The sequence below is a fragment of the Bacillus sp. FSL R7-0646 genome (assembly GCF_037969865.1).
Lineage (GTDB): Bacteria > Bacillota > Bacilli > Bacillales > Bacillaceae > Bacillus > Bacillus licheniformis.
This window is the reverse complement of record NZ_CP150217.1, coordinates 925,440-943,740: the sequence shown is the minus strand read 5'-3', so window position 1 is coordinate 943,740 and position 18,301 is coordinate 925,440. Positions and strand designations below refer to the sequence as shown.

18 protein-coding genes and 1 riboswitch are annotated in these 18,301 nt (G+C 44.6%); of the genes, 4 read left to right on the top strand and 14 right to left on the bottom strand.

Annotated elements, in window-relative coordinates; translation table 11 throughout:
- Positions 1-19: 19 nt before the first annotated feature.
- The 5 genes from MKY62_RS04720 to MKY62_RS04700 form a co-directional block, all read right to left on the bottom strand.
- Positions 20-304 carry a hypothetical protein gene (locus tag MKY62_RS04720; RefSeq protein WP_003180008.1) on the bottom strand — a complete coding sequence of 95 codons (285 nt, stop codon included), beginning with the start codon at positions 302-304 and terminating at the stop codon, positions 20-22.
- Complete coding sequence (locus MKY62_RS04715) at positions 301-1,209, bottom strand: PqqD family protein (RefSeq protein WP_003180005.1); 909 nt, start codon at positions 1,207-1,209, stop codon at positions 301-303. The genes MKY62_RS04720 and MKY62_RS04715 overlap by 4 nt, the downstream gene beginning before the upstream one ends.
- The gene (locus MKY62_RS04710) at positions 1,199-2,668 is read right to left on the bottom strand and encodes a hypothetical protein (protein WP_011201596.1); all 1,470 of its coding nucleotides are present in this window, start codon (positions 2,666-2,668) and stop codon (positions 1,199-1,201) included. Before MKY62_RS04710 ends, MKY62_RS04715 begins: the two co-directional genes overlap by 11 nt.
- Entirely contained in the window at positions 2,634-3,380 is a 747-nt protein-coding gene (locus MKY62_RS04705) for an ABC transporter ATP-binding protein (protein ID WP_003180002.1), read from the bottom strand. The genes MKY62_RS04710 and MKY62_RS04705 overlap by 35 nt, the downstream gene beginning before the upstream one ends.
- 107 nt (positions 3,381-3,487) lie before the next feature.
- Positions 3,488-3,700, bottom strand: coding sequence for a hypothetical protein (locus tag MKY62_RS04700; protein ID WP_003180000.1), 213 nt, complete (start codon positions 3,698-3,700; stop codon positions 3,488-3,490).
- A gap of 549 nt (positions 3,701-4,249) precedes the next feature.
- Between MKY62_RS04700 and MKY62_RS04695 the strand changes: the two genes are divergently transcribed.
- Together MKY62_RS04695 and MKY62_RS04690 are read left to right on the top strand one after the other, a co-directional pair.
- Positions 4,250-4,456, top strand: coding sequence for a helix-turn-helix transcriptional regulator (locus tag MKY62_RS04695; protein ID WP_003179999.1), 207 nt, complete (start codon positions 4,250-4,252; stop codon positions 4,454-4,456).
- Positions 4,453-4,911, top strand: coding sequence for a hypothetical protein (locus MKY62_RS04690; RefSeq protein ID WP_003179997.1), 459 nt, complete (start codon positions 4,453-4,455; stop codon positions 4,909-4,911). Before MKY62_RS04695 ends, MKY62_RS04690 begins: the two co-directional genes overlap by 4 nt.
- Before the next feature lie 30 nt (positions 4,912-4,941).
- Here the strand turns inward: MKY62_RS04690 and ssuD are convergent, their stop codons facing one another.
- The 9 genes from ssuD to MKY62_RS04645 form a co-directional block, all read right to left on the bottom strand.
- Positions 4,942-6,072, bottom strand: a complete 1,131-nt coding sequence (gene ssuD / locus MKY62_RS04685) for an FMNH2-dependent alkanesulfonate monooxygenase (protein WP_003179995.1) — start codon at positions 6,070-6,072, stop codon at positions 4,942-4,944.
- A 13-nt stretch (positions 6,073-6,085) separates the two neighbouring features.
- A complete protein-coding gene (locus MKY62_RS04680) occupies positions 6,086-6,814 on the bottom strand; it encodes an ABC transporter permease (RefSeq protein WP_223307105.1) in 729 nt (242 codons plus the stop codon).
- A 104-nt stretch (positions 6,815-6,918) separates the two neighbouring features.
- Positions 6,919-7,908 carry an aliphatic sulfonate ABC transporter substrate-binding protein gene (locus MKY62_RS04675; RefSeq protein ID WP_035334153.1) on the bottom strand — a complete coding sequence of 330 codons (990 nt, stop codon included), beginning with the start codon at positions 7,906-7,908 and terminating at the stop codon, positions 6,919-6,921.
- A gap of 20 nt (positions 7,909-7,928) precedes the next feature.
- Positions 7,929-8,696, bottom strand: a complete 768-nt coding sequence (locus MKY62_RS04670; RefSeq protein ID WP_003179988.1) for an ABC transporter ATP-binding protein — start codon at positions 8,694-8,696, stop codon at positions 7,929-7,931.
- Between the two features lie 202 nt (positions 8,697-8,898).
- Positions 8,899-10,674 carry a phosphomethylpyrimidine synthase ThiC gene (gene thiC, locus MKY62_RS04665; protein ID WP_003179984.1) on the bottom strand — a complete coding sequence of 592 codons (1,776 nt, stop codon included), beginning with the start codon at positions 10,672-10,674 and terminating at the stop codon, positions 8,899-8,901.
- A 147-nt stretch (positions 10,675-10,821) separates the two neighbouring features.
- Positions 10,822-10,930, bottom strand: a riboswitch (TPP riboswitch).
- A 149-nt stretch (positions 10,931-11,079) separates the two neighbouring features.
- Complete coding sequence (gene aroD, locus MKY62_RS04660) at positions 11,080-11,844, bottom strand: type I 3-dehydroquinate dehydratase (protein WP_003179983.1); 765 nt, start codon at positions 11,842-11,844, stop codon at positions 11,080-11,082.
- A 387-nt stretch (positions 11,845-12,231) separates the two neighbouring features.
- Entirely contained in the window at positions 12,232-12,450 is a 219-nt protein-coding gene (locus tag MKY62_RS04655; protein WP_003179982.1) for a hypothetical protein, read from the bottom strand.
- Between the two features lie 246 nt (positions 12,451-12,696).
- On the bottom strand, positions 12,697-14,022 hold the full coding sequence (locus MKY62_RS04650; RefSeq protein WP_009329004.1) for a TGS domain-containing protein: 1,326 nt from the start codon (positions 14,020-14,022) through the stop codon (positions 12,697-12,699).
- Between the two features lie 792 nt (positions 14,023-14,814).
- Complete coding sequence (locus MKY62_RS04645; protein ID WP_003179978.1) at positions 14,815-15,933, bottom strand: Rap family tetratricopeptide repeat protein; 1,119 nt, start codon at positions 15,931-15,933, stop codon at positions 14,815-14,817.
- 325 nt (positions 15,934-16,258) lie between these two features.
- Here MKY62_RS04645 and MKY62_RS04640 point away from each other — a divergent pair, with 325 nt between their 5' ends.
- Positions 16,259-17,818: a T7SS effector LXG polymorphic toxin gene (locus tag MKY62_RS04640; RefSeq protein WP_011197679.1), complete on the top strand. Its 1,560-nt coding sequence runs from the start codon at positions 16,259-16,261 to the stop codon at positions 17,816-17,818.
- Between the two features lie 16 nt (positions 17,819-17,834).
- The gene (locus MKY62_RS04635) at positions 17,835-18,275 is read left to right on the top strand and encodes a DUF6756 family protein (protein WP_009329006.1); all 441 of its coding nucleotides are present in this window, start codon (positions 17,835-17,837) and stop codon (positions 18,273-18,275) included.
- The last annotated feature ends 26 nt before the right edge of the window (positions 18,276-18,301 follow it).

Genomic DNA, 18,301 nt, shown 5'->3' with positions numbered 1-18,301 from the left:
CTCAGGGAAGCAAGCTCTTTTAAGATTCACCCTTTTTTTTCTGATAAATTGATGAAATCGCAGCCGTTATAATAAAAATGCCGATAAACAGCCCGATCATAATGAAGAAAAAGTTTGGCTTCACCTGGAATGAAAAAGCCGATTCGCTCTCCATGACAAACGACAAACTGTTAAACAAGATATCATTGCTCGTTTGATTTGAAAAAAGGTGATAAAACAAAAGCGCAGTCGCAAGCATCGGAAATGCGAGAAAGCTTGAGAAACTGGCAAAGATTAGTCCCTGCTTTAAAGAGTTTGTATTCATGATGATTTACCTCCAATTCCTCTGATCATCAGCTGTTTCATAATCGACTTTCCGTCACCCATAAACGGAAGCAGATACATCATATGCAAAGCATAGGTGGAAAAGAACAGCAGCACTCCGACGGAAACCGCGTTTTCCTTAAGAAAAAAGACCGTAAACAGCACGCCGGCTATTCCGAGCACACCTGGAACAAGCGGTCCCAACGCCGTAATCCAAATCGACCTTTTATCATGCAGCGACATGACAGGGCGGACAAATTTGACTGACATCATATCAGCCGCTAAAAACCCCTGCGGGCCGTTCCTGCCGGCAGCTTTCCGGTGCGCGATGCCGTGCATCACTTCATGAAGCGCCGTTCCGGTAATCAACCCGAAATAGATGACGGAAAAATAAGCCGCGATGCCGACGATCGATCCATCCGGAACAACGGTGTACGCTGCAAGCGACAACATCAAAAAGACGAGCCAGAACACGATGATTTTCTTAGAAATCACTTGCAGAAACTTTATGTACAACAGCAGAAACGAATCAGAATGGCTTGAAAACCTCTCCTTGTAGCGGATATGATACTGGCTGAAGAATTGATAAAGCACTCCCGCAAAAGACGGGCCCTCTCCGTACCTCCAATTGATCAAATAACGGCGGTTGAGCCCTGTCAGCAATTCGTGCAAATCTTTCTGCAGCACCTCTTCCCTGACATTAAACACACCTTTGAGAGCTTCGGCAATCTCCAGCTCGTCTTTTTTCCCGTCGACTTCCTTCAGCATTTGATAAGCAGTCGGATTAATGGGAAAATCAGCATCAAGATCATGATCTGAAATATGCTTCCGATTCAGTGTCACATGCTCTGGGAAATAGGGAATTTTTTTGATTCCGGCCAGCGATTTCAACATATTAATGATCATAATGGTACCTCCATTTAAACCCTCCGTATAAAAGCAGGATCAGCAGTAATTCAAGGCACGGTATGAAAAACAGCAGCGCTTCGCCCGTGACGTTATCAACCGCATAATTCACGATGAAAAACAGCGGAATCAAAAAGAGCAGGAGCATTCCGAAAGAAAAGATCCCCATATAAGGGTTGTTTCGGTCAAGCGGAAAAATAATGCCCGCTAAATAGAACATCGCAATCGAGTTTAAGATCACAGCAACCGTCTTTAAAAAGACCGGAAAGCTCTCCGGGAAAGTCCACGTCAGCACGGAAAACAAAAAGAGCTGAATGAGGCCGAGCATACAGAGCCCGAGATATTTTGACCACAGTACCGTTGCCGTTTTTAAATGAAGCGCCTTATACATCTGCATCATCCGCAGATCGTTGCCAAATGAATTGAAGGCGATGATACCTGTCACGCCTCCCAGAACCAAATAGCTCTCACCGGTAAATCCAAACTGAAACTTGTATTTCAAAAAGCATAGAGCCAAAAGCAAAAAAATGAAGTTTAAAATATTTTCTTCATTTCGGGCTTGAGACTTTATTTCTTTCACCGCCAAAGACAGCGGCTTTGATGACGGGATTTTAATAAATGAAAACAGTTTAGATGATTTTTTTTCAGTGAGGATCGGCACAACATTCAGCGACATAAAAGAGGCCGTGACTGCTGCTGTCAAGATCAGCACAATCGGAATGACGCCGGCATCCGACGCCTGACCGTTCAGCATGAGAAACAGCGGCGCTGCAAAATATGTCAAATGATAATCAAAAGACGAATAAGCGTTCTGAATGTTTCCAAGATCGAATGATGTGATTCCGTAAAACACGGCTAACACGACAAGGACAAACATTGAAAAAAACTTTTGCAGCGGAAAGCCGAATTTTAAAATCAACATATACACCAAGTTATAGACAAGATTGAGAAGCGAAAAGAAAAAGATGATCTGTACAAAAAGAAGTGCAAAAAACGCAAAAGCAAACCAAAACCCAACACCGCTGGCGACAAAGTTCGGAATCAGCAGAATGAAAATCATAAACAGGACAAGAAATGAAACCGCTCCGGCAAACGGGATGAAATATCCGAGGCTTCTCTGGAAGGCCGTCAGCGGAAACCAGCTGAGCTGCATGGAAAAGCTGTGCTGCTCTGGCGTCCTTACTTTAAATAAAATGAAGAAAACAAATGTAAAAATCGACGCGTTCATAAACATGGAAATCACGAACAATCCGAGAGAACGAACTTCGCCGTTCAGAAACGCGCTTAAAAACATGCCTGTAAAACTGTAGCCGATGATGCTTCCCATCGTTACCGCCAAAAGCAAAAAAAGCACGGCGATCGCTTTTTTTGTACCGGTATTAAAGAGCTTGCCCATTTCCTTCTGCCACATTTTCAGCATCATTTTAGAAATTTCGAATGATTTGATCAAAATGAGCACCCCTATCACTCAGCATCGAAGCTTTTAAGAATACTTCTTCAAGTGAATCGCTGTTATATTTAGCCTTCAATTCTTTCACTTTTCCTTCATCCATTTTGACGCCTTTTGATAGAATTGCTATCTTATCGCACAGTTCTTCCGCAGAAAGCATGTCATGGGTGGCCAGCAGTATCGACCCTTGCGTGGCCGCATAGCGCTTCATCAGCTTTTTCGTATTGATGACCGCTTCTATATCGAGCCCGCGAAACGGCTCATCCATAATGACAAATTCGCTCTCCAGCATAAAAGCGGCGATCAGCTGCGTCTTTTTTTTCATTCCGTGCGAGTACGTTTCAATCGGCTCCTGCAAAGCCTCTTTCATATCGAAAAGCTCGATTAATTGTTTCCGTTTTTCATTTGATGTACAATGATACATAGAAGATACAAAATCCAAATATTCTGCGGCTGAAAGGGCGTCCGGCAAAAGGAGTTCATCGGGAACGTAGGCGAATTTCTGCTTGAATTCCGCCGTCGTGTTCGGCAGGTCATCCAACAGAATGGTTCCTTCGGTAGGCGTGATGATTCCTAAAATGGAGTTAATGATCGTCGTCTTCCCTGAACCGTTCGGACCCGCTATCGCGACGATCTGGTTTTTTTCGATTTTTATATGAAACCCGCTAACGGCAGTCACATTGTTTTTATATGTTTTAGACAGATGATCTATTATAAACATAATGCCTCCAGGGTATGATTAATGTCAGGAAAAGCTTAACCGCCCCCCACAGACGGTTAAGCCTCATCAAATATGTCTTGTTGTTGTGAACAGATACTTAAGTATGGCTATTTCCTACATTCGATGCTGACCTGCAAACCGCTGACCCATTTGACGGATCCCGTGAAGCTGCCGTTTCCGTTAGCCACACACCATACAGCGGCGCCAAGAACAACAGTTGCTCCAAGTGCCAAAAGCACTGCAACAAACACCAAGAACCAAGCCTGATCTTCGATCGACGGATTGACAGAATAGTCAACCTGAGGTGCTGCGTATGTCATTTTTCCCCCTCCTTTCTATCAAGTAACCAAAGAGTAACATATCCAAAATCATACTGAAATCTATGAAATTTCCTATTTCATAAACACTACGTTCCAACTATTTATTTAAGGATCTCTTGGTTTTTCAATCTAATGTCCCACCCTTTTCGGCTTGAATGAGAAAATTTAAGCCCCGTTTCCATTTTACGAAGCCTGTATAATCTATTTGTCTTATTTTCCCGCCTTCTTTTTCTCTTATTTTTTCTCTTTATAAATCTCGCGCCATACAAGGAGTTCGAGAAAAAAGAACTGGATAATAAGCCCTTTCTTCTCCCGGAATCCAGAAGCCAAAATACCCTCAAAGTCCTTTTTTTAAAAAAACGAGATGATTCTATTTTATCTATTCCATTTCTGTTATTTTTATGTATAAATTTAAATGTTGCCGTTACAAACCTGCCGATCCTAGATCAAAAGATATTGATTACATTGTAAAAACAAGTTAACATTATGTCAAATCTATTTAACAATATGTCAAATATACTATATAAACGAAGAATTGCAGGTGGTAGGATGAACAACAGGGTAAGAGAATTGAGAGCAAGATACGGGTATTCACAGGAAGCCCTTGCAAAGGCGATCGGGGTTACAAGGCAGACGGTTGCGGCCATTGAAAAAGGCAATTACATACCGTCGCTTCTTTTGGCTTTGAAAATTTGCAAGGAATTTCAATTAAAAATGGAAGACGTATTTTGGCTAGAGGGGGACAAAAACGAATGAATATGATAACACGGACTTTCTTTCACATCCTTCTGTTCGGACTCGCATGCTGGACGTTTATAACCTTTTTCCACACATCGGAACAAATTGCCAAAAGCCTGAAAACAAACGATTCAGAGCTTCATTTTGTGTTTAATCTGATTCCCATCCTTCTCTTTGGGCTCGTCCTTTCGATTTACACATACTTGGAGAAAAAAAGCGGTTCACGCAAGCAGCGCTTTATGCTCGTCCCCGACGAATTTAAAGAGCAGGATGAAAGAGAGCAGATGATTACCGCAAAAGCATGCAGAACATCATATATCGTGCTGTATGTGGCGATGCCGGTCGCAGCGCTTTTATTGATCTTTTATCCGTTTTTCCAAGTCAGGATTCCGTCTTTTCCGATTATCGTCATCTTTATGCTGATCATTATTCAGCATCTTTCATATATGTTTTCATTTTATAAAAACAGATAAAAAACTCCAGAATGTCTGGAGTTTTTTTATTTAAACGGTTTTTTCTTTTTGCCTCGACGGAAAATGGTCATTTCCGATGACTTCGCCTGATGCTTTACTTTGAAGTTTCGTTCGAAACGGAAGGAGCGGAAAAACCTTTTCTGCAAAATGGTACGCTTCTTCAAGATGTGGATAACCTGAGAAGATAAAGGACTCAATGCCGATGTCGGCGTATTCTTTTATTCGGCTGGCTACCGTTTCCGGATCACCGACGAGCGCTGTTCCCGCTCCGCCTCTGACCAGTCCGATCCCCGCCCAAAGATTCGGGCTGATCTCAAGATTGCTTCTGTTTCCCTGGTGAAGCTGAACCATCCTCTTTTGTCCTGATGAATCCATCCGTTTCATCGCGTTTTGGGCTGCGGCAATCGTTTCATCCTCCAAGCGGCTGATCAGTCTATCCGCCGCCTGCCAGGCCTCTTTTTCCGTTTCCCTGACGATCACGTGCAGCCTGATTCCAAAACGGACGGTTCTCCCTTCTTTTTCAGCCTTCTTTTTGACAGATTGGATTTTTTCTTTGACGAGATGAGGCGGCTCTCCCCATGTCAAATAGACGTCCGCGTGTTTGGCGGCAGTCTCCTGCCCGGCCTTTGACGAGCCGCCAAAATAGATTGGCGGATGAGGCTGTTGGGCGGGCGGGAAAAGCAAGCGCCCGTTTTCAGTCTTCAGGTGTTTCCCTGAGTAGCTGACGGTCTCGCCTTTTAAAAGCGACCGCCATATGTCGAGAAACTCATTTGTCGCTTCATACCGTTCATCATGGCTGATAAACAGGCCGTCGCCGGCTAATTCATACGGATCACCGCCGGCGACCACATTGATGAGAAGCCTGCCCTCTGCAAGACGATCGAATGTCGAAGCCATCCGCGCCGCAACCGACGGCTGCATCAAACCGGGTCTTACAGCGACCAAAAACTTCAGATTTTTCGTGACTGACGCCAGAGCGGCTGCGGTAATCCACGGGTCTTCGCACGATCTTCCCGTCGGAAGAAGAACCCCTGTATACCCAAGCCTGTCAGCCGCCTGCGCCACCTGCTGAAAGTAGGTGTGATCTGCGGCTCTTCCTCCCGTGTTTGTACCAAGATAACGTCCGTCGCCATGAGTCGGAATAAACCATAAAATGTCCAAAAAGATCTCCCCTTTACTTTTTGTTTCCTTGATAGCTGTTTCTCCAGCCAAGGCACTTTTTTTCCAGAATTCTGACGAATGAATCCGTCAGCTTGCCGACGGCGGCAAAAATCAAAATCCCGACAAACACCTTATCGGTTTGCGAAAACTGTCTGGCATCCATAATCATATAGCCGACTCCAGCGCTTGATCCCATCAGCTCGGCAACAACAAGGCCCAGCCACGATACGCCGAGCGACAGGCGGATGCCTAAGAGAATGTTCGGGAGCGATGCAGGAAGAATGAGCTTTGTCACCTGCTTCAGCCAATGGAACTCCAATACCCTCGCCACATCGAACAGTTTCGAATCGACGCCCCTGATCCCTGAAAATGTGTTGATATATACCGGGAAGAAAGCCCCAAGAGCGATCAAGAGCACCTTTGACAGCTCATCGAAACCGAACCATAAGATAAACAGCGGCGTGACGGCGAGATGCGGAACGGTTCTCAGCATTTGCAGAGAAGGATCGAGGTAATCCTCGGCAATTTTCGAAAACCCGATTACAAGCCCCAGCAGGAGCCCGAGCCCGGCCCCCAGGAAAAAGCCGAGCGCGGCGCGCTGAATGCTGATGCCTAAATGAGTGAAAAGCTCTCCTGATACGATAAGATCCCGAAATGTAAGCAATATATCTAAAGGAGCCGGAAGCACGGTTTTTGATATGAGCTCCAATGACCCGACAAGCTGCCATAATAAAATCAACATGACGGGTAATACAAATCCCTTCCCCCATGCCAGCCGAAAAGCGGCCGGTCTCAGTTTTGCGCCTGTTTTCGGCTGGATCGAGGGGGTGCTTGATGAAACAGCTCTCATTTGTCATCTCCTTCTTTCAGCGCTATTTTTATAAATGAATTGTCGACCACTTCTTTTACATCAATCTCTTTGTTAATCGCTTTTAATTTGTATTGAAAATCGGCGGTCTCCTGCTGTGTTTGAATGATGCGGTCTGTGATCGGCTCATTTAACGGTTCGGTGTTATTCAGCACGTTTTCAACGACCTCTTTGTCGAGGTTTTTAATTTTTGCGTACGCTTCAACCGCTTCTTTCTTATGGGTTTTCTGCCATTTCACGGCCTTGTCATACACCTTCAGAAAACGAATCACCTCATCCGGATGCTGTTCGGCGAATTTGCTTCGTACAAGCGTAAAACCCGGGGAATACTTGTCGATTTGTTCCCCGTCAACCAATATGTCCGCGTCACTTTTGATCGTTTTAAGAGACAAAAACGGCTCCCAAATCGACCAGGCGTCAATCGCTCCGCTGTCAAATGCCGGCATGGCTTCGTCAGGCTGAAGCTGAATGATGTTGACGTCTGTTGGCTTCAGACCCGCTTTATCGATCACTTTATACAGGAAATCGAACCCGCTGCTGCCTTTTGCCACCGCCACCTTCTTTCCTTTCAAATCTTTTATGTCATCGATTCCGCTCCCTTTTTTCACAAGAATGCCGTTCGCCTTTAAACCGTCTTGAGAAAGGCCGATTTCTTTAAAATCAATGCCAGCCGCCTGCCCTGCGATCACCGGTGAATTTCCGACTTGGGAAAAATCGAGTTTATCCGCGGCAAGACCTTCAAACTGCGGCGGACCGCTTTGAAACTCTGTCCATTTCACTTTAATTCCTTCTTTTGCGAACTCTTTTTCAAACCAGCCTTTTTCTTTCGCAAGGAGCAACGGGCTTAAGCTTTGCTGCACTCCGATGTTGATCTCTTTTAAATCTCCGCCCCCTTCACTTGATTTGGCTGCTGAACAGCCCGCAAGAAGCAACAGGCAGCCCAGCACATACAACGGCCATTTTTTCACGTTTTTCCGCTCCTTTCTGCTCAAATTCCTGAACCTTCCTGAAAGCTGAATGTTTCCGTTGTCTCGAACTCTTTCAGCACCTTTTGTCTAATTGTTTGAAAAACGGGCGATGTTCTGCTGCGCGGAAAAGGCAGATCGACCGGAATCAGCTTGTGGATTCTCCCCGGCTTTGCCGTAAGAATTGCGATCCGGTTGGCTAAATACACCGATTCGTCAATATCGTGCGTCACGAGGATCATCGTCATCTTCTTTTCTCTCCAAATGTCTGTCAGTACATCCTGCAGATGCTTTCTCGTAAAGGCGTCCAAGGCACCGAAGGGTTCATCAAGCAGCAAAATCTCAGGCTCCCTGAGCAAAGCCCTGGCAATCGCGACCCGCTGCGACATTCCGCCGGACAGCTCGCGCGGGTACTGTTTCTCCGCACCTTTCAGCCGTACCGTTTCAATCAATTCATCGACTTTTTTTCGCACTGCTGGTTCTTTCAGGCTTAAATCTGCGGCGATATTTTGCTCAACCGTCATCCATGGAAAAAGCCGATGCTCCTGAAAGATGAAGCCTTGCTGAATCCCCGGGCCCTTGATTTCTCTTCCTTTCATGCTGATTCGTCCTTCATAATCCCCGTCAAGACCGGCAGCGATTTTTAAGAGCGTACTTTTTCCGCACCCGCTCGGACCGATGACAGTCAAAAATTCGCCGTTTTCGACCGTAAGCTTCACGTCTTGGAGCACGCTTGTTTTAAAGCTGCCTTTTCCAAATGCTTTTTCATTCACACGAATTGATAAAGACATCTTGTTCTCCTTTCTTTTCTAAAACTGAAAATAAAAAGCTCTTATCCCAATTGAGATAAGAGCCTTCGGTTGACCGATCAGCGCTGATGGAATTTTCCGAAATATTAAATAACATACTAATTCATATTATTCCGACCTGTCAACCCTATATTATAAAAAAACAGATGAAAGGTTCCCCTTTCATCTGCTGTATTGCCCGCTTTTAACTGTAAATGCTGCCGCCTGCTTTTTTAAATTCCTTCGCCTTCTCTTCCAATCCTTTTTGGATAGCCTTTTCTTCATCAAGGTTGTTTTCCTTGGCGTAGTCGCGAATATCCTGAGAAATCCTCATGCTGCAAAATTTAGGCCCGCACATTGAACAAAAGTGTGCCGTTTTGGCGCCTTCCGCCGGAAGGGTTTCATCATGGTATTCGAGCGCTCTTTCCGGATCGAGCGACAAGTTGAACTGATCCCGCCAGCGGAATTCAAAGCGCGCCTTTGAAAGCGCGTCATCGCGGATTTGCGCGCCGGGGTGCCCTTTTGCAAGGTCAGCCGCATGGGCCGCGATTTTGTATGTTATGACGCCTTCGCGGACATCATCTTTGTTCGGCAGTCCCAAATGCTCCTTCGGCGTCACATAGCAAAGCATGGCCGTTCCGTACCAGCCGATCATCGCCGCTCCGATCGCCGATGTAATATGGTCGTAGCCCGGTGCAATATCGGTCGTCAGCGGACCGAGCGTGTAAAACGGTGCCTCTTTGCAAATCTCCATCTGCTTGTCGACATTCTCTTTGATTTTATGCATCGGCACGTGTCCCGGTCCTTCGATCATTACTTGAACATCATGCTTCCAGGCGATTTCCGTCAGCTCGCCGAGCGTCTCCAATTCGGCAAATTGGGCCTCATCATTCGCATCGGCAATCGAGCCGGGACGAAGACCGTCTCCGAGCGAAAATGCGATATCGTATGTTTTCATAATCTCGCATATCTCTTCAAAATGGGTGTACAGAAAGCTTTCCTCATGATGAGCCAAACACCACTGCGCCATGATCGCCCCGCCGCGGGATACGATTCCGGTGACGCGCTTTGCTGTTAACGGCACATACCGGAGAAGGACGCCGGCGTGAATCGTGAAATAATCAACGCCTTGCTCAGCCTGTTCGATCAATGTATCGCGGTAAATGTCCCAAGTAAGATCTTCCGCGACGCCGTTTACTTTTTCAAGCGCCTGATAAATCGGGACTGTTCCCACAGGCACCGGACAGTTGCGGATGATCCATTCTCTCGTTGTATGAATATCTTTACCTGTGGACAAGTCCATCATCGTATCAGCGCCCCAGCGGATGGCCCATGTCATTTTTTCCACTTCTTCTTCAATCGAAGAGGTGACAGCGGAATTGCCGATGTTGGCATTGATTTTGACGTGGAAGTTGCGGCCGATAATCATCGGTTCGCTTTCCGGATGATTGATGTTTGACGGAATAATCGCCCGTCCGCTTGCCACTTCATCACGAACAAATTCGGGGGATACGTGCTCTCGGATCGCGATAAATTCCATTTCGGGCGTAATGATCCCCTTTCTTGCGTAATGCAGCTGCGTGACATTTTGCCCTTTTTTCGCGCGCAGCGGTTTTCGTTTCAATCCTGGATAGCTGTGGCTCGCTTTCTCTTTGCTTTTGTAGCCGTTATCCTCCGGCCTTATTTCTCTGCCTTCATATTCCTCGGTATCGCCGCGCTCCCTGATCCAAGTCGCCCGCAAAGGTTTCAGCCCCTTGAGTATATCAACGTCCGCATTGGCGTCCGTATAGGGACCGCTCGTATCGTAGACGCGGACAGGCTGATTTTCCTCGTCGCCAAACGAACCCGTCGTCGGACTTAAAGAAATTTCTCTCATCGGCACTTGAATGTCAGGACGCGACCCTTCGACATACACTTTCCGGCTCCCTGAAAAACTTGACATGATCGAGATGTTTGTTTGCTGTACTGACTCCTGTTTCATGTAAAAATCCTTCCCCTCTAAAAAATTGATCAGGACGAAACTCCGGAACAGCACCAGCACAAAAAACCAGGCTCATATGTTGAACCTGGTTTTACAGTCAGTAAAATCGCTAGAAGACAGACGGACCATACCCATTCCCCATCTTCTCTCGAATCCTTTTTACTTCCCCACGCTGGTACGAACCAGATCAGGTCCAAAGGGTTAAGAAACGCGTGTCTCTCTCTCAGCCCGCATTCGGGCACCCCTAGTAATGCTATTAAATTTCGTGATTATCGTATCACAACCCATTATGAATGAAAAGGGAAAGTTAAAACGATTCCGAAAAGAAAGATAAATGAGTCGTTAGGACTACGAAAAAACTGACAAAGGAGCCGGCTGTCAGCCAGGCTCCTCTCAATCATCAAGTTATAAATTGCGATGCAATATATGAAGGATTTCCTTGAGCTCACCAGCTGCAATCTGCCCCGGTGCTGAAGCTTTCTTTGCGGCACCGAACGTCATTGCTGAACCGAATACCTCGCCCGCCAGGCGGCTGATGATACCTTTGCCGGCCATTGACATCGTAATAATCGGCCGATCTGCATACTTCTCATTCATCGTGCAAGTGGCTTCAAGCAGACGCAAGACATCAGCCGTGGTTTCCGGCATCACCGCGATTTTAGGCAGATCAGCCCCTAATTCCTGTGCTTTTCGCAAACGGGAAACAATTTCTTCTGCAGCTGGTGTCTTTTCAAAATCATGATTAGATATAATCACGGACACTTCATGACCATGTGCTGTTTCCACCAGCGCTTTCACTTGCTCTTCGTCATTGAACAGCTCGATATCAATCACATCGGCAAGCCCTGTTTTAACAACCGCTTCATTTAAAGAAAAATATCGCGCTGTGCTGATCTCTTTTTCTCCGCCTTCGGCGGCGCTGCGGAAAGTGAAAATGAGCGGAGTGTCCTTTAAAAGGCCGCGGATTTCCGCCAATGCCGCGCAGACTTGATCAACGTCATCTACATCTTCATAAAAATCAGCACGCCACTCCGCAATATCGGCATCAAGCGTTTGAAAATAAGCCGCTTCTTCTTTTAATTGGGCAAGGTTTTTTCCGACAAGCGGCACACAGATTTTTGGCCGGCCTTCACCCAATGTAATTCCTCTGACCTTCACCAGTTTCTTCAATGTTTCAGCTCCCGTCTTTCTGTATTCGAATTTCCTTTATCAAATCACTGTGACTACTGAATGTCAACTGTTCGTGCAAGTAAAATTTTTTATGCGAACCACTGCATATTCTCCGCTCTTCATTTTATTGCACAAGTATGCTGACCTTCAATAGCTATAACATAGAGGCCCGCCAATCGGAAGCTTTCTAACTGGAAGAAAGGACGATGCTGCCATAGACCAAGAAAAAACTGCCCTTCGGATCAAGGGCAGTTTTTAGAGCCTTGCTATTTAATGCGTGATGCGACTGAACATTTCTTTACTAACGATAACATGCTTCAGTTCTGCTTCCGACGCCTTGGACGAGACGCCTCCTGCGAGCCGTTTGAACTTTAGCTTTCCAACCTCTCACCGTTTTGATGATGGAGCATTGTCAGTTTTTCCGGGAGCGGCATTGAAAATCGAATTAGCCAGCAACCGATATTGATGCTGCGGATGATCGTCATTGGTTAAATCGTTAGCGAAAACAGTTAAGTTCTTGTTGTGATCTTTATACGTGAAGGCCATAATCTTCCCTTTGGCAGCATCATAAGCGATAAAACCGACATCAGATAACACTTTGTGCACGATTTCTTAAACACATCCCCATTTCTTAATATTTTCAAATTGTAATAAGAGAAAAGACGATACAAGGGTGAGGGGTCTTAGCTGGATTTCATTTATAGATAAACAAAGGCCTGTAGAACTTTTGGTTATACAAGTTTCCTCGGACTCTGGTTCAGCATGAACTCATCCACTGCATATTCCTCTCGACAGGCTAAAATCCTGAAGGAGCTGCCTCTCGGTTCCTTCAGGCAACATGTTGAAGACCGCCTATCTCAGTCTCGCCGGTCCCGTGACGGGTCCCAAATTGCTGAATGCCCGGTCAAAGCGTCGCATCGCTGTCTCGAGCGGACCGGTAGGAAGCCGTGCAATCAGCCACCCTGTCACCGTCGCCACGGCCGCGACGAACAGATCACCGAATGGAATTGCCCCGATATCATACTTGGCCCCCGAGATTTCAAGAGCCCATATGACAACAAACTGAGCTGCATACATCGTCAACGCTACACGTCCGACTCCCGCGAACGGCTTTAGCACTGCAGAAATCTTCTGCGGCACGAGACATACCATTCCTAGAACCAGAAAGGCAGCCCCAAGCCCCAGCATCGTCTGGAAAGTTGACGCACTGTGCGGAGCTATCGAAAGAAGATTGTGCCAAAGCGGCGGTGCCACGTTGTGCGGCCAGATTGCATACTGATCCGGCTCGGCGCCGGCGGTGCCTTGAACACTTACGAGCCATTCTTCGAAGGAACGGCTCAGCCAAGGAAGAACGAAAACGCCCAATAACTTAGAGACGATAAGCATGACTGCGCCGCTGCTTACTAGCGAAAGTGCCGTACGCATCCTGGTCAGATCAAAGCGCCCGATTGCCATACCGGCGACGAAAGCGGGTGCAAGTGCGAGCGCCGACATCGGGCCGCCTGCAATATCGCCAAGCAAGTTTGCTCCCGACAGGACGCTCCCTCCGAGAATCATCAGCGGCGGGCTCACCGCAAGCAAAACAGCTGCTGTTGTAACGAGCACACGCGTCGAACGGCGAATCAGCACCAATGCCAGCACAAAAAGTGCAGCATAAGCCGGCAAAATCACCCCGAACGGAGTATTCAGCATGATGAGCAGATATCCTATCATATCGATAAATACCGCGCGGGCAAGCATCCGCGTCCGAAATGCGGCCGGCTCCATTCCTCTGTCCATCATGCGCCCGGCCATGATCGAATAGGAGATTCCGCCGCAAAGCACAAATAGAAGCGTCGTATTCCCGGAAACGATCGAACCGTTCGTTTCGTTCAAGGCGAAGTGCTGCAAATACATCCCGATGACCGCCAGTCCCCGTGCTGCGTCAAGTGCCACAATACGCCCTTTCCCCCGCGATTTTTCACGCACGATCTTCTGTCCTTCTGCTGAGTCCCGGGTGACAATTTCAACGAGTGCACCGTCCTGAAGCGGAGTTGATAAATCTACAAGCTTTCCGTTTAATTTACCTGCAACCGCATGTTCCAGACCGCAGCTAATGGAAGCAGCAACATCTTCAATACTTGCTTCCTCCTCAAATTCTCTGACGGACCCGTCAGGCAGTTTAATGCGAATTGACAACTGTATTCCTCCTCAAAAAAAAATTAATCCTTTTCCTATATTTAGGTGAAGCCATGCTGTATTCAATATAGCGGGCAGATGTCGCTAAAGTTTGATCAACTTGTAAACAAAACGTAAAAAGGCGGTCGGAGGATCGGAACACATCATTGGTATAAAGAAAAGCACCTTGTCGATGACAAGGTGCTTCATTCTTACTGACTTACTGAGTGTGATCTTGATTGAATGGACTTCAATGAAGGGACAACTGTTTGAACGGTATGCATCATTTCACGGTGCGCTGAATGAAGAGTGAGAGTGCGGACAACAGTTGGTCATTGCGTTTATGTTGGCGGCTCTCCGCTTTGATGAGGAATAAACAAAAAGAGCATTCCTTGTGTAAGGAACGCTCTTTCGTCGTTTGGCAATACGGTTTTTAGCGATATCGGTGGTCGTGGTTGAATATACCCATAGAACCATTGATATATCAAGGTTTTTGTCTGCCTTTGTATAAAATTTGTGCAAAAAATTTAAAATTGTTAATAATGCGGACAGCCGCATATTCAAATATTGATATGATGAAAATTCCAACACAAGGGACGAAGAAAGATGAGTATTAACACAATCGTTCTGGTTTTCAAACTAAAATAATTCTTTCACCAAAAAGGCAGGCCATCACATGACCTGCCCAAACACAATTATGTTGCGAGCCTAGATGCTACAGAAAATTCTGCATGTTGTTGTTCAACAGATGTGTGAATGGAAGCGCTCGACACGACCAACAAGCCCAAAGCAAGGGTCAGCGAAAGAAACAGCTTAGATTTCATACAGAAAGTCGCCCCTTTTGATTTGTTTCTGAGCCTGCACCATCTGATCATAAAAAAATATGGAATCATTTGGCCGCTCATTCCTAGTATAGAATAGAGCTGCTTCTAATGCCAGTTCCTCAAGATAGGGGTAACCACGACTATCCCGTAATGGTTTCATTGTTTCTAGTACCTCTGACTTATTAGCTGATTTTATAAACAGTGCCTCTAAAACATCCAACAGACACAGGAATAATTCATCTTCAAATACCCGCGCACTTTCAAGCGCCTTTTCATAAAATTTTCGTCCTTCAATATTTTCGTTATTTCGAAAGTGAATTAATGCCAAATCATAATAAGCCTGAGTCAGTTCTTTTGCCTTTATTTCCTTTGCTACATCAATCGCCTTATGAAAGTATTCAATAGCTTTTGTTGGTCTCTCCATTGCATTATAACAATATGCTACATTTAAAAGAGCCTTTGCAACGATCGCCTTGTTTTGAATGTCTTCCGCGGATTCCTTAGCGCTTAAAAGATGCGGTAAAGCTTGATCATGGGTTGATAAATCAATGTAATTCCCAGCAACAACGAATAGACAATTAATTCTTCGAATCACATATGCATCATAGGATTTATAAATATCATAAGCGAGAGACACATAATACATTGACATATGAGTCTGTTTCATATGATAAAACACTTCCGCCATCTTATAATAGAATTCAGCCTTTTCTATTTTATCTGAAACTTTCGTCAACTTTTTTTCTGCTGCTCTATATGCCTTGATTGCCTTTATGTATTTTCCGCGAGAAAAATGATACATTCCGGTGAAAAAGGAAAAATAGTATTCGAGCAAGCCTGACAATTTTCTTCCCTGTCCCTCAATTTCCCTAAGATAATCAGATTTGCTCAGCTTTTTTTCTGCCGGGAAAAGATATTCCAACATTAACTCATGTCTAAAATTCATAAGCTGATAATAGGAAAGCAAGTCCTGATCTTCTTCCATTCTTTCTATAGCTAAGTGAACTTCCGCCTTTAATCGTTCTGCTTCTATTACGTTTAATTTTTGAATTTCGTTGTACCAGCGGTTTATTTTGATTCCAACTTCTGAAGACGGGATAGTCTCCAACTGCCATCATTCCCTTCCAGCTAACATCCTTTTTATGTTAAAGATTAACATACAATTCATAATTGCAAAACTTCTATCAGCCCAAAAAACGAAATTTTCGTGATACCGAAAGACCAATTTAAAACAAATGGCTTTTTGGTTTAGTCACAGAGCCTAAAGAATGCTACAACAAACTTGTTTACGGTAATCGAAATGAATCAATAGAAATAATGACCTAAGCCCAATGATTCATTTTCATGGTTGAACAGGATATATTCACCAAGTACTTTCTATAAAGTGGTAAACTATATACTGATTGTAATGAAAAGGATTAGAGGAGAATGCCATGAAGACTCTTGATGTTCAGGCGCTGCACAATGCAATAGATCAAACGCTGGAACAATTAAAACAACAATCAGACGAAATCGCCAAAGTCAAAAAGGCTGTTGAGGGCATCACATCACTTGATGATGCTTTAAAGGGAAAAGGCGGCGACGCGATCCGCGCCTTTTACGAGGAATGCCACACCCCTTTTCTACAGTTCTATGATACTTTTATAGAGGAATACAGTTCCGCGCTGAAGAAAATGAAAAGCGCGCTGAATTCCCTGGAACCAAACCATAACGGATTTATTTCACAGTCCTTTCTCGGGCATGAGTTGGAGAATGGCTTGAATGCCGCTGATCGCACAACGAAACATTTGGTTTCTAAAACCAACGCCACGATCGCAAAAGTCAGCCATATTGTCGATTTACCGGATTTGAATGACAGCGGTTTTCATGAACAAAATCAGAAAGCGTTAAAGGAAATCAGCACGACTCTTGAAAAGCTCCATGCGTTTGACCGCGGGCAAACCAACGCCCTCAAAACGGCTGAAAACGATCTTGAGACGATGCAGAGATACATGGCGCGGCTCGAAAAGATGTATACCGGACCAAAAATTGAAATAACCGGCTATCAAAAAGGTTCGATTTTAAAGCCGGATGAGATGGATACCTTGAGTGGAAATCAAGAAACAGCGATGGGTGTCATGTTGAAAAAAGTCGGAGACAAAGAAGATGCGGACATTAACACTCTCGCCGATCCAGATCGATTAAAAAAATTGGCGACACAAGTGTCCAAAAAAGTGTATACTGACGAAGAATTAGAAAACCTGAGTGAAAAAGAATTAGAAAAACTAAAAAAGGTTTATAAATATGTGAATGGTCATAAATACTGTTATTATTTAGATGGTAAATATGTCGTCGGCATACAGTTGGTTGACGATCCTCCTGCAGAGGATAAAGAAGTAAGTGATTTAGAGAAATATTCAAGAATTGGCTTGGAGCTCTTAGGTGAAAGTGACTTTGAACGAGCTGCATTGGGATATGATCCTGATACATACAAAAAGCTTTCTCTCTTTGAACGGTTCGAGGCCGCTGTTAATTTAACGCCTCCATTGAGGATTGTCAAATGGATTCGCAAGGGAGATAAGCTAGCAAAAGTTTCGAAGGTGGATAAAGGGGCTAAAACAGCTGGAGATGTTGGTAAGAAGACCGCTCCCGTTGCAACCAAAGAAAAAAACACTAAGCTGGGAAGTATAACAGGATACAAGTTTAAAAAAGGTATAGACTTGGATTTTAGAGGAACAGGTAAGACATATAAAGATGCATTAGATGAAGCCTTTAAAAGAACTGGAGTACCTAAAAAAGAATTTAAAGTTACAAAATGGGGAAAAGACGAAAATGGAAAATCATTCCCTGTTGAATGGAGATCTAAAAATGGGGCGGAAGTTAATATAGATGTTGGCCATACCAAAAACGGCCCGGATGTTCCTCACACTGGATATCAAACCGCTGGGAAAAGAGGTGGCGGAGGAGCAATTAGAGGTCATATTTTAGTAGACTCAGTCCCTATAAACAGATAATTTTGGAGGAGTTAGTATGTGGGATCTTAAAGAACAAATTTTAACTGCCGCTAAGTCAGTTGACATTAAGGTAAATGAATTATCAACAAATGATACAGAAATCATATTTCATAATTTGGCTAATAAATACGCGAATGGGAAAAAGCATTTTCCGTTGTGGGAGTTTGTAGAGAAAGATTTTTCTGTACAAAACCAAGATGCTTGGCAATGGATAGCCGATTATATTGCAGATTCTGAAGCAATTCTAATGTTTAACCCTTCAGATGAAAAATCTTCCTATAAAATTGATGGGGGGAATAATGTAGTAAAGATATTATCTGAAATGTTTAATGTCGAATTCTATGTCACTAATAAAAACAATGATTATTTATTAAGTTTTAACCATCACGATATACTAAGTGCATGTGGAAATGCAAAAGAATGGTTAAAACAGTATAACCCCCAGCAACAAGATTAAATATGTCAGTATGAATTCGTTTAAAA

Bases quoted from the DNA above. Each gene is read 5' to 3' on its own strand.
- MKY62_RS04720 (WP_003180008.1), bottom strand. From the start codon at position 304: ATGAATACAAACTCTTTAAAGCAGGGACTAATCTTTGCCAGTTTCTCA.
- MKY62_RS04715 (WP_003180005.1), bottom strand. From the start codon at position 1,209: ATGATCATTAATATGTTGAAATCGCTGGCCGGAATCAAAAAAATTCCC.
- MKY62_RS04705 (WP_003180002.1), bottom strand. From the start codon at position 3,380: ATGTTTATAATAGATCATCTGTCTAAAACATATAAAAACAATGTGACT.
- MKY62_RS04700 (WP_003180000.1), bottom strand. From the start codon at position 3,700: ATGACATACGCAGCACCTCAGGTTGACTATTCTGTCAATCCGTCGATC.
- MKY62_RS04695 (WP_003179999.1), top strand. From the start codon at position 4,250: ATGAACAACAGGGTAAGAGAATTGAGAGCAAGATACGGGTATTCACAG.
- MKY62_RS04690 (WP_003179997.1), top strand. From the start codon at position 4,453: ATGAATATGATAACACGGACTTTCTTTCACATCCTTCTGTTCGGACTC.
- MKY62_RS04680 (WP_223307105.1), bottom strand. From the start codon at position 6,814: ATGTTGATTTTATTATGGCAGCTTGTCGGGTCATTGGAGCTCATATCA.
- MKY62_RS04670 (WP_003179988.1), bottom strand. From the start codon at position 8,696: ATGTCTTTATCAATTCGTGTGAATGAAAAAGCATTTGGAAAAGGCAGC.
- thiC (WP_003179984.1), bottom strand. From the start codon at position 10,674: ATGAAACAGGAGTCAGTACAGCAAACAAACATCTCGATCATGTCAAGT.
- MKY62_RS04640 (WP_011197679.1), top strand. From the start codon at position 16,259: ATGAAGACTCTTGATGTTCAGGCGCTGCACAATGCAATAGATCAAACG.
- MKY62_RS04635 (WP_009329006.1), top strand. From the start codon at position 17,835: ATGTGGGATCTTAAAGAACAAATTTTAACTGCCGCTAAGTCAGTTGAC.